This is a genomic window from Streptomyces sp. NPDC058000 (assembly GCF_042886435.1).
In the GTDB taxonomy this organism is placed as follows: domain Bacteria; phylum Actinomycetota; class Actinomycetes; order Streptomycetales; family Streptomycetaceae; genus Streptomyces.
The window spans coordinates 137,027-147,402 of record NZ_JBHVQS010000015.1; the positions used below are offsets into that span (position 1 = coordinate 137,027).

Sequence of the window (10,376 nt, forward strand, 5' to 3'; positions counted from 1 at the left end):
AGTCCTTCTTTGGGCAGCTGACGGACGCCTAGACGTCGATCTTGGAGAGCCGGCGGATGAGGAAGAAGCCGAGCGCGTAGAGGGCGAAGGCCACCACGACCGCGAGCTGGCCGAGGAAGGACGACGTCATCCGGTCGATGGCGCCCGGGGCGATGCGGTTCATCAGCAGCAGGGTGCCGATGCCGAGCAGCGGGACGACGTAGGCGGTGACCAGGACCTGGGAGAGCTGGGTGCGGACCTCGCGGCGGGTCTCCTTGCGCTCCTCCAGGGTCTTGGTGAGGTTGCGCAGCGAGCCGACCACGGTGCCGCCGGCGCGGTTGGCGAGGACCAGGGTGCTGACCAGGACGACCAGTTCGCGGGAGGGCAGGCGCGCGGCGAGTTCGCCGAGGGCGTCGTCGATGGAGTGGCCGACGGCGAGTTTGTCGGACACCTTCGCCAGTTCCTCGCCGGCCGGGGCCTCCAGTTCCTCGGCGGCCATCGCCAGGGCGGTGCGCAGGGCGAGGCCGGCCTGGGTGGCGTTGGCGAGGATCCGGGAGAGTTCGGGGAGTTGGTTGATGAACCGCTCGATGCGCTTCTGCCGCTGCCAGTTGAGGAAGGCGAACGCCGCCCAGACCGCGATCACCGCGGCGATCGGCCCGAAGAACGGGGCGAGGACGGCCTGCGCGGCCACCCACAGTCCGATCACCGTGGCGACCATGTAGACGAAGAACTCGCCGGGGGTGAGGTCCAGTCCGGTGGCGGCCAGGCGCAGTTCCAGGCCGCGGCCGAAGCGGGTGCCGCGCAGGGTGCGGTCGACGGACGGGAAGCGGCGGCGGCGACCGACCACGGGTAGTCCGCGGGCGTCGTCGAGCCGGTCGACGATGGCCTGTCGCTGGGCGCGCCCGGAGGCGTAGGTGCGGACCCCGGCGACGGCGAGCGCGCCGCAGAGCACGGTGGCGCCGAGGGCGAGCAGGGCGAGGGTGCTCCCGCCGGTCATGACGTGGCCTTCCGGGTGGCGAGTTGGTCGTCGGTGGCCGCCACGCCGAAGGCGGGCGGGGTGGGTTCGCCGGCCATGAAGAGGCGTTCGGCGACCCGGCGGGGCAGCGGGAAGTAGCGGAAGGCGCCGTGCACCACGCGGTCGGCGCCCATCGGTTCGGCCTCGAAGCGGCCGACCGTCACGATCCGGTAGTCCTCGTGGCCGCGCGAGTCCAGCAGGGCGATCTCGCTGATCCGGCGGGTGCCGTCGGCGTGCCGGGTGAGTTGGACGAGGCAGTCGACGGCGCTGTTGATCTGGTCCCGCAGCGCCTCGAAGGGGATGGTGACGTCCGACATGGAGGCGAGGGTCTGGAGCCGCATCAGGGCGTCCTCGGCGCTGTTGGCGTGGACGGTGGCGAGCGAGCCGTCGTGGCCGGTGGACATCGCCTGGAGCATGTCGAGGGTCTCGCCGCCGCGGACCTCGCCGACGATGATCCGGTCGGGGCGCATCCGCAGGGAGTTGCGGACCAGGTCGCGGATGGTGATCCGGCCCTTGCCCTCGACGTTGGGCGGGCGGGATTCGAGCCGGATGACGTGGGTCTGCTGGAGCTGGAGTTCGGCGGCGTCCTCGACGGTGATGATCCGTTCGCCGTCCGGGATGAGTCCGGAGAGGGCGTTGAGGAGGGTGGTCTTGCCGGCTCCGGTGGCGCCGGAGACCACCACGTTGAACTTGGCGCGCACCAGTCCCGCCAGCAGCATCAGCATCTGTTCGTCGAGCGTGCCGATGCCGATGAGTTCGGCGAGGGTGTAGGCGCGGGGGAAGCGGCGGATGGTGAGGGTGGCGCCGTTGAGGGCCAGCGGCGGGATGATGACGTTGACCCGTTCGCCGGTGGGCAGGCGGGCGTCGACCATCGGATTGGACTCGTCGACCCGGCGGTTGACGGTGGAGACGATCCGCTCGATGGTCTGCATGAGTTGTTCGTGGGAGGCGAAGCGGACGGGCACCAGCTCGACCCGGCCGTGCCGTTCGACGTAGACCTGGTCGGGGCCGTTGACCATGATCTCGGTGACCGAGGCGTCCTCCAGGAGCGGTTCGAGCACGCCCAGGCCGAGCGCCTCGTCGACCACCCGGCGGATGAGTTGGGCGCGTTCGGCGGTGGACAGGACCGGGCCCTCGCGGCTGATGATGTGCCCCAGGACGCGTTCCAGCCGGGAGCGGCGCTCGGCGGCGGACAGCGAGGACATCTCGGCGAGGTCGATCTCCTCCAGCAGCTTGGCGCGGTAGACGGCGACCAGGTGGCTGTCCTGGCGGCCCTCGCCGGCCGGTTCGGGTGCGACGATCCGGGCTTTCAGGCTCATCGCGGTGGTGCTCCTTCGGGGCGGGGCATGGTGGCGCTGCGGCGCGCGGAGCCGAAGTCCGCGCCGGGGACGATCGAGGGGATCTGCACGGTCGCGGTGGCGCTGACGCTGTCGCCGGAGCCGCCGACGGTGATCGAGGCGTGGTCGGCGACCCAGCTGCTGATCGCGGCCCGGCCGGCGGTCTGCGGGTCGGTCTGCCGGTCGGCGCGGTCCATCGAGGCGGTGCGGGCCGCGGCCCGGGCGGCGGTGCCGGCCTGCTGGACGGCGTAGGCGGCGAGGCCCAGTTGGACGGCGGCGAGGGCGACGACCAGCAGGACGGGGAGGATGCCGAGGAACTCCAGGGAGGCGGAGCCGCGGTCGGAGTCCCGGGCGCGCCGGCGGGTCCGGGCGGGGGTGGGGGGCCGGTGGGTCATTGGTCGGGTGCCTCCTTGGCGGCGCCGGCGGTGCCGGTGACCGTCCACGGGAAGTCGCCGGCGCCGGGGAAGAGCACCGGGACCTTGATCCGGACGGTGGCCTTCCACAGTCCCGCCCCGGTGGTGCAGGCGGTGGTGGAGCCGCTCCGCCAGGCGCGGGGGAGTTGGTCGGCGGCGGCGGTGCGGCAGGCGCCGGCGCCGCCGTCCTCGGTGGCGGTGGCGGCCCGCGCGCCCCGGTCGGCGGCGTGTGCGGCCAGTGCGTAGGTGTAGCCGGTCAGCGCGCACTGCCAGAGCAGGGCGAGGACGACGAGGATCAACGGGAGGAGTCCGAGGAACTCGACCGAGACCTGGCCGCGGTCGCGGTCGCCCGGTGCCCGGCCGGGCCCTGCGGGACGCCGCATCGCTCAGCCCTCCTCGTAGGGGCCGGCCGGGTCGAACGGGCCGGTGCCGCCGGATCCGGTCGGGGCCCCGCGCCGGGCGCCGAACCGGCCGCCGGCGCCGGTACCGGGCCCCGGTGCCGCCCCTGGGCCCGCCCCCTGGCCCGTCCCGGGGACGGGTGCCGCCCCGGTCGTGAGGGCCTTGCGTTTGCGCCCGGTCAGCATGGGGCGGTTGCGGTGGCCGCCGCGGCCCGGGCGGGCGGCCGGTGCGCCGGCCAGGCCCAGTTCGCCGGCGAGTTCCCACAGGGCCGCGCGGACCGTGGAGCGGGCGTCGAGGTCCTGCATCCGGCCCGCGTCGACGCAGGGCTGGAGTTCCTTGAACGCGGCCGGGACCGGGGTCCGGGCGACGTAGGTGCCGGTGGCCTTGGCGACCAGCGAGGGTTGGATCTCGGTGTGGCGGGTGAGGCGGTTGACGACGGTGGTGGTGTCCTCTGCCTTGCGGATCCGGAGCCGGTCCCACAGCCGCACCTGGCGTTTGGCGGCGCGGACGCAGATCACGTCCGGGGTGGTCACCAGCAGGGCCACGTCGGCGAGTTCGACGGCGGCGGCGTTGGCGGACTGCATCTGGGAGCCGCAGTCCACGATCACCACGTCGTAGCGGGAGCGCAGGGCGGTGACGATCTGGCGGGCCGCGCGGTCGTCGACCTCCTCGCCGCGTTCGCCCTCCTCGGGTGCCAACAGCAGTCCGAGGCCGGTGTGGTGGGCGTGCACCGCGTCCTGGAGGACCCGGGCGGAGATGTCCTGGATCCCGGCGAGGTCCACGACCGAGCGGCGGAACTGGACGTCGAGGTAGGAGGCGATGTCGCCGGACTGGAGGTCGAGGTCGACCAGTGCGACCCGGCGGCCGGCGGCCCGGGCCGCGAGCGCCAGGTGGACGGCGGTGACGGTGGTGCCGACGCCGCCCTTGGCGCCGGTGACGGTGACCAGGGTGCCGGTCGGCGCGGGCAGCGCGTCCTGGTTCCCCCCTAGGTGGACGCGTACCCCGGCCGCCCACTGGGCCGCGGCCTGCACCCGGGCGGCCAGTTCGTCGTAGCCCAGGGGCAGGGCGACGATGCCCCGGGCGCCGGCGTCCATCGCGGCGGAGAAGAGGGCGGGGCCGGCGTCGGCGGTGATCAGGACGACGCCGACGGCGGGGAAGCGGAGCGCCACTTCGCGGATCAGTTCCAGTGCCGGGACCGGGCCGATCCCTTCGTGGACGAGGACGACCTCGGGGAGCGCCAGGACGGCGGCGGCCGGGGTGCCGGCCGCGGGTCCGGCGGCTGCCGGCGGTGTCGCGCCGGGCTGCCCGGCGGCGCCGGCGAGGGCGTTGAGCAGCGCGGTGGCGTCGGTGACGGCGGGCGCCGGTTCGGCGTCCGGCATCTGGTCGAGGAGCGCGGCCAGGGCCCGGGCGGCGTCCGGGTCGCCGACTGCCGGGAGGATGCGGATGGTCACCTGGGCCTCCGGGTCACTTGTCGCCGTCGAGGGTGTACGTGCGCTCGCCGGGCGGGATGGTGGCCTGGCTGCCGGGGGCGAGCAGGGCGAGCCGTACGTGGGAGGCGAACGACTCGGCGTAGGCGACCCGTTGGGCGTCCTGGGTGTCCAGGGCGAAGGTGATCGGGACGGCCTGACCGGGCTGGCGGCTGGTGGCGCCGGTGCTGCCGGGGTCCTTGGCCTCCAGGGGGGACAGCTTGCCGACGTCGATGACCTGGGCGCCGGCGACGATGACCTTGGACACCGGCTTGTCCTCGGGGCGGCGGCCGTCGAAGGTGGCGAAGATGTTGACCCGGGAGCCGGGGTTGATCTTGCCGGCCACGCCGGTGGCGGCGTCGATCATGATGGCGATCTCCTGCTGCCCGGGCTGGAGGGCCGGGCGGTCGACGACCATGTCGTCCTGGAGCAGCGAGCCCTTCCTCAGCGGGGTCACCGCGATCTTGCCGCTGACCTTGTCCAGGTCGGTCACGGCGGTGGGCGGCAGCCAGCGCTCCGGGATCCTCACCTCTTCGAACTGCCCGGGATCCAGCGTTTTATAGGCCGCGACATCCGTTTTGAGTCGGTAGGCGGTCCGTTCCGGTCCGACCTTGGACTCGACGTTCCGGATCACCGACAGCACGCCGATGAAGGCGCCGACCGCACACAGGACGGACAGGAGCAGCAGGATCACTCCGCGGCGCTGGCGTGAGTTCATGGGCGGGGGACCTCGATCGGGACGGGGGCGGGGCGGTCAGGGCCGGCGGTGGACGGGAACGGGCTGCGGTGCACGGGCGGTTCAGCGCACGTGGGCCACCGCCCGCGCGGCGCCGGGGAGGGTGCGGAGGTCGGGGTGGTCCGGGTGGCCGGGCAGCCCGGACGGGCCGGGTGGCTGGGGGCCGACCGGCCGCTGGAACGCACCGGTCATGGCGTCCGGTCCGCGGACGTCGAGTTGACCGGGCCCGCCGCGGACCCCGGTGAGGCCGGTGACGCCCGGGACGTGGGGCGCGCCCGGGGCGTGGGGTGCTCCGGCGCCGTACGGGCCGCCGGGGACGTGGGGCGTTCCGGTGCCGCAGGGCGCTTCCGTGCCGTAGGGCGCTCCGGCGGCGGGGGGCGTGCCCGTGCACTGAGGGGCGCCCGGGCCCTGGGGTGGGCCCGTGACGTGAGATGGGCCCGTGACGTGGGGTGCGTCGGCCCGGTCCGGCACCGGTACGCCGGTGATGCCGACCACCCCGGGGACGCCGGAGGGCGCCACGGGTGACAGGCCGCGCTGCCACAGCGGTGAGCCGGCCGGGTCGGGCGCGGCGGGCGGCGTGGACGGGTCCGCGGCGGGGGCGGGCGCCGGCGCCGCGGCCGCGGTCGGCGCCCCGGCTATGGCGGCGGGTGCCCGCCCGGCGGAGCCGCCGCCCGCCCGGTCCCGGGCCAGCGGCGCCGCGCAGAACGCGCAACGGTCGCCGATCACTTCCTGGCCGCACCAGCCGCACTCCTCGCGCCGGACGGACGCCACGAGGCGGCTGAGCAGCGCCGGATCGGGGATGGCGGCGGCGAATTCGATCAGCTTCTGGGTGCCCCACCAGCGGGCGGAGTCGGTGGGCAGGCGCGCCTCGTAGACGCCCTGCACCTGCCAGGCCGGGGCCAGCGCGGCGGTCACCCAGTCGGCGGTGAGCTGGCCGCGGGCGACCGCGAGTTGGGTGGCGAAGCCGGGCGGGCGGAGTCCGGCGTGGGTGCTGTGCCGGTCGAGGTGGAGCAGTTGCGGCTGCGGGGTGGCGAGGACCGCGAAGTGCGCGCCGGGCAGCCAGGACTTCATGTGAGAGCGCAGGTCCACCTCGACCCGGTCCAGCCCGCTGACGCTGCCCAGCAGGGCGCCGGCATGGACGTAGTGCGCCAGCAGCCGGGCGGCGCAGGCCAGCACGCCGGGGCTGAAGCCGCACACCGACAACTGGCGGAGCTGGCGGGCGAGTACGGCGACGCCGAGCGGCGGCAGGGCGCTGGGCAGGATCGCGATCCGCTCGCTCTCCAGGACGGCGCGCAGGGTGTGCAGCCGGCGGACGTGCTCCGGTGGGCAGGCGGCGGAGTACAGGACGATGAGGTGGCCGTGGTGTTCCAGGACCGCGCTGATCTCCGTCAGGGCCTCGTCCAACGGCTGGAGGTGGGGGGCGCGGAGGACGACCGCGGCGGGCGTCTGCCGATCGATGGGGGCACTCCCCCAGCTACCGCTGGGGGGACCCCCACCCCGCCCGAGCCAGGTCGAGGGCTCGGGGGAGGGCAGCGCGAGGTCCGGGCTGGTGACTGCAATCGCGGTCGGCACGTCGCTCCCCCACTCCTTCCGGCCTCCGGGGCTCCCGGGACCGCGGATCGGCACAGCTCTGCGCCATCGGCGCCATACGCTCAGCACTTTATCCACAGAGATACGTCCCGGAGAACACGTTCTGGGCTACTCGTCTTGCCCGCCGGTCCACAGGGAAACCCCGCATACCGCCCAAGCGGCGACCATCGGAACACCCGCTTCCGACCGGACCCTTGACACCGTTTATTGGTCTGGACCACCTTGTACGGCAAGCCCAGGGGCCCCTGAGCGCGCACGGCACCACTCCCCCAACCCCCCCCCACACGGAGGCAGTCGTGGTTCGCGCACGCAGAGGAACAGGTACGGCAGGGACGAGCGGTACGGCAAGGACGGCGGGTACGACAAGGGCGGGACGCGCCCGCGGACGGCTGCTGGCGGGGGTGGCCGCCGCCGCGCTGGCCTCTGCCGGGCTGGTCGCCGCCGGTCCCGCCGGCACCGCCGGAGCGGCCGGGGCGACCGGCCCCGCGGCCCGCACCGCGGCCGTCCCCAAGCACGCCCTCACCGGTTACTGGCAGAACTTCAACAACGGTGCGACGGTGCAGAAGTTGAAGGACGTCGACGACGCCTACGACATCATCGCGGTGGCCTTCGCCGACGCGACCGGGCAGCCGGGCGCCGTCACCTTCAACCTCGACCCGGCGGTCGGCTACGGGTCGGCCGCCGACTTCACCGCGGACATCAAGGCCAAACAGGCGGCCGGCAAGTCGGTGGTGCTCTCGGTCGGCGGCGAGAGGGGCGCGGTGGCCGTCAACGACGACACGTCCGCACGGAACTTCGCCGACTCGATCAACGGCCTGATGGACCAGTACGGCTTCAACGGCGTCGACATCGACCTGGAGAACGGCCTCAACTCCACGTACATGACGCAGGCGCTGAAGGCCGTCCACGCCAAGCACCCCGACGTCGTGGTGACCATGGCCCCGCAGACCATCGACATGCTGTCGCCGCAGAACGAGTACTTCAAGACGGCACTGGCCATCAAGGACTTCCTGACCGTCGTCAACACGCAGTTCTACAACAGCGGTTCAATGAACGGCTGCGACGGCAAGGTGTACGCCCAGGGCTCGGTGGACTTCCTGACCGCGCTCGCCTGTACCCAGTTGGAGGGTGGGCTGGACCCGTCGCAGGTCGGCCTGGGCGTGCCGGCGTCGCCCAGCGCGGCGGGCGGCGGCTACGTCGCCCCGTCCGTGGTCAACGCGGCGCTGGACTGCCTGACCACGGGCAACAACTGCGGCTCGTTCAAACCGTCCCGGACGTATCCGGGACTGCGGGGCGCGATGACCTGGTCGACGAACTGGGACGCCGCGAACGGCGGCGCCTTCGCGAGCCAGGTGGGCGGCCACGTCCACGGGCTGCCGTAGCCGGCACCCTCCCCTTGACGCCACCCCCCGGAAAAAGGCCAGGTCCCGTGCACGCGGTGCACGGGACCTGGTTCCTTGCGGCGCGCGTCAGCGGTGTCCGGTCAGCACCTCAAGGTCGGCGGTGTCCGGTCAACGGCTTACGGCCAGCGGCCTGCGGCTTGCGGCTTGCGGCCAGCGGCTTGCGGCTTGCGGTCAGCGGCGGACGCCCGACGGCTTGGGCAGGGTGCAGCCCGCGGCGGTCAGGTCGAGCTTGTTGCCGGCGCCGAAGCACTTGGGGATCGAGTAGGTCTCCTCGGCGTAGTTGATGCCCTCGTGGACCGTCACGTTGCCGTTCTCGTCCACCTCGCACGGGTTGTTCTCGGTGCAGCGCTCACCGTTCTCGTTACCCGTGTTGTTGATGGCGGTGACCTTGCCGGTGGCGTTGTCGATCACCGGCGACCCGGAGGTGCCGCCGATCGTCTTGCACTCCGGGGTGTAGCGGACGGAGTCCTTCCAGGCCCAGCCGCCCTCCTTGAGGGTGGGCACGAACCCGTCGACGCTGCAGGTGTAGGTCTTCTTCCAGTAGCCGGAGACGACCGTGATCCCGGCACCCTTGGCGGGGTGGTCGGTGGACAGCTCCAGCGGCTTGATGCCGTACTTCTGCTCGATGTCCGCGTAGGTCGAGCCGGTCTCGTACAGCGTCACGTCGGTGTCGGTCATCGTCGCGTAGACGACCTTGGTGGCCTGGATCGTGCCCAGGTCGCCGGCGGACTTGTCCAGGACGGTGAAGCCGCGAGTGGAAGGCTGGTCGACTATGACCTTGCCCGGGGCGGGCATCCCGCTCTCCAGACAGTGACCGTTGGTCATCACCAGCGCCGGGTCGTTCGGCTGCGAGGTCGGCATCTTGACGATCGATCCCGAACAGTCGTCCAACGCGACCGTGCCGGCGAAGTCGACGGCCTTGGTCTGCGGGGGCTTCGGCTTGTGGTGCGCGGCGGCACCGGCCGGGGCGGCGCCCGCCGGGGTGGCGGCGGTCACCAGGGCGGCGGCTCCCAGAACGGCGGTGGTCAGGGTGCCGACGAGAGGTCGATACATGTGGGGGGTCCTCTCAGCTCTGTGTCCGGAGTTGCGCGGCGTCAGTTCTCCTCTGCCGCTCCGGATTTGTCATGCGCATTGTTCGCTGACGTCGACCGCGCGGCAAGGAATTTCCGGAAATCGGTGACGAATCGATGCCGCGCCCACGACCGAACACCGGGATTCCCTACCGTTCCAACTAAGTGATCAGGAGTGAGTCTTGGACCCGTACCTGATCACTGCGGACATCCCGAACGGTTTTGGATGTCCGACTGGTCGCCCGCGTTCTCGTTCCCTCCGCCCGGGCACGCAGCTCCTGGCTACGGTCCGTGGCGGGGTGGCGGGGTTCCTCGCTCCCTAGGACCACCGGTTCGGCCTGGGCGGTCCGATGCCCAGCACCATCACTCTGGTGATGCTGGGGCGGTGCCGTCCGTCGCCGGATCGGATGCCCGAGGGCGCGTCGCCCGATCGCGATGCCAGCGGCATCGTGACGGGACATCTTTCGTTTGTTGCTGGTCAGGGGCTTGCGCCAGTGCTCATCGCCCCACATCGAGGTGTACGCCGGATCGACTGCGACGATCGCGAGACCCTGTTCGGCGGCCATGGACACGATGCGGGCCTTGAGCTTGCCGGTCGGCATGCCGGAAATGAGCTGCCGGAACCGCTTGCGCCGGCCGTGCTTCTCGCGCGTCTTCTCGGTGGCGAAGTCCAGGTTCTCGATACCGATGGCCTTTGCCCCGGCCTGCTTGGTCCAGTGCAGGAGGCGGGTGAGAGCGTGCCGGATCTGGGCGTCGCGGTGGTCGGCCGACCCGGACAGGTCGTAGGAGAAGCGGCGCGGCTCGCCGACCGGGTTGCCGTGCCCGTCGAGCAGGTAGGCGGCGAAGTGGTCGGCGTTCGTATCCATGCCGACCATGCCCTTGGCGCGTGCCGCATCCAGCGGCACGGTCTTGACCACGGGCCTGGTCCACGATGCCGTCAGGTACCAGCGGCCCCGTTCCACGTCGAG

General features: G+C 72.6%; 9 protein-coding genes and 1 pseudogene. 1 reads left to right on the forward strand and 9 read right to left on the reverse strand.

The window, feature by feature from the left end; genetic code table 11:
- Positions 1-28 precede the first annotated feature (28 nt).
- The 7 genes from ACFVT2_RS17875 to ACFVT2_RS17905 all read right to left on the reverse strand — a co-directional run bounded on the left by ACFVT2_RS17875 (position 29) and on the right by ACFVT2_RS17905 (position 6,917).
- Positions 29-976 carry a type II secretion system F family protein gene (locus tag ACFVT2_RS17875; RefSeq protein ID WP_390018485.1) on the reverse strand — a complete coding sequence of 316 codons (948 nt, stop codon included), beginning with the start codon at positions 974-976 and terminating at the stop codon, positions 29-31.
- Positions 973-2,313, reverse strand: coding sequence for a CpaF family protein (locus ACFVT2_RS17880; RefSeq protein WP_390018488.1), 1,341 nt, complete (start codon positions 2,311-2,313; stop codon positions 973-975). Before ACFVT2_RS17880 ends, ACFVT2_RS17875 begins: the two co-directional genes overlap by 4 nt.
- Positions 2,310-2,726, reverse strand: coding sequence for a TadE/TadG family type IV pilus assembly protein (locus ACFVT2_RS17885; RefSeq protein WP_390018491.1), 417 nt, complete (start codon positions 2,724-2,726; stop codon positions 2,310-2,312). Before ACFVT2_RS17885 ends, ACFVT2_RS17880 begins: the two co-directional genes overlap by 4 nt.
- Positions 2,723-3,127: a TadE/TadG family type IV pilus assembly protein gene (locus tag ACFVT2_RS17890; protein WP_390018494.1), complete on the reverse strand. Its 405-nt coding sequence runs from the start codon at positions 3,125-3,127 to the stop codon at positions 2,723-2,725. The genes ACFVT2_RS17885 and ACFVT2_RS17890 overlap by 4 nt, the downstream gene beginning before the upstream one ends.
- Positions 3,128-3,130: 3 nt before the next feature.
- Entirely contained in the window at positions 3,131-4,594 is a 1,464-nt protein-coding gene (locus tag ACFVT2_RS17895) for a CpaE family protein (RefSeq protein ID WP_390018497.1), read from the reverse strand.
- A gap of 13 nt (positions 4,595-4,607) precedes the next feature.
- Positions 4,608-5,327, reverse strand: coding sequence for a Flp pilus assembly protein CpaB (cpaB, locus tag ACFVT2_RS17900; RefSeq protein WP_390018500.1), 720 nt, complete (start codon positions 5,325-5,327; stop codon positions 4,608-4,610).
- Between the two features lie 81 nt (positions 5,328-5,408).
- Positions 5,409-6,917: a hypothetical protein gene (locus tag ACFVT2_RS17905; RefSeq protein WP_390018503.1), complete on the reverse strand. Its 1,509-nt coding sequence runs from the start codon at positions 6,915-6,917 to the stop codon at positions 5,409-5,411.
- A gap of 407 nt (positions 6,918-7,324) precedes the next feature.
- Between ACFVT2_RS17905 and ACFVT2_RS17910 the strand changes: the two genes are divergently transcribed.
- Complete coding sequence (locus ACFVT2_RS17910) at positions 7,325-8,317, forward strand: chitinase (RefSeq protein WP_390018521.1); 993 nt, start codon at positions 7,325-7,327, stop codon at positions 8,315-8,317.
- A 192-nt stretch (positions 8,318-8,509) separates the two neighbouring features.
- On the opposite strand, the gene ACFVT2_RS17915 is transcribed toward ACFVT2_RS17910, so the two are convergent.
- Complete coding sequence (locus ACFVT2_RS17915; RefSeq protein WP_390018505.1) at positions 8,510-9,391, reverse strand: serine protease; 882 nt, start codon at positions 9,389-9,391, stop codon at positions 8,510-8,512.
- Between the two features lie 178 nt (positions 9,392-9,569).
- Positions 9,570-10,376, reverse strand: a pseudogene (locus ACFVT2_RS17920) (IS200/IS605 family accessory protein TnpB-related protein); the annotation flags it as partial.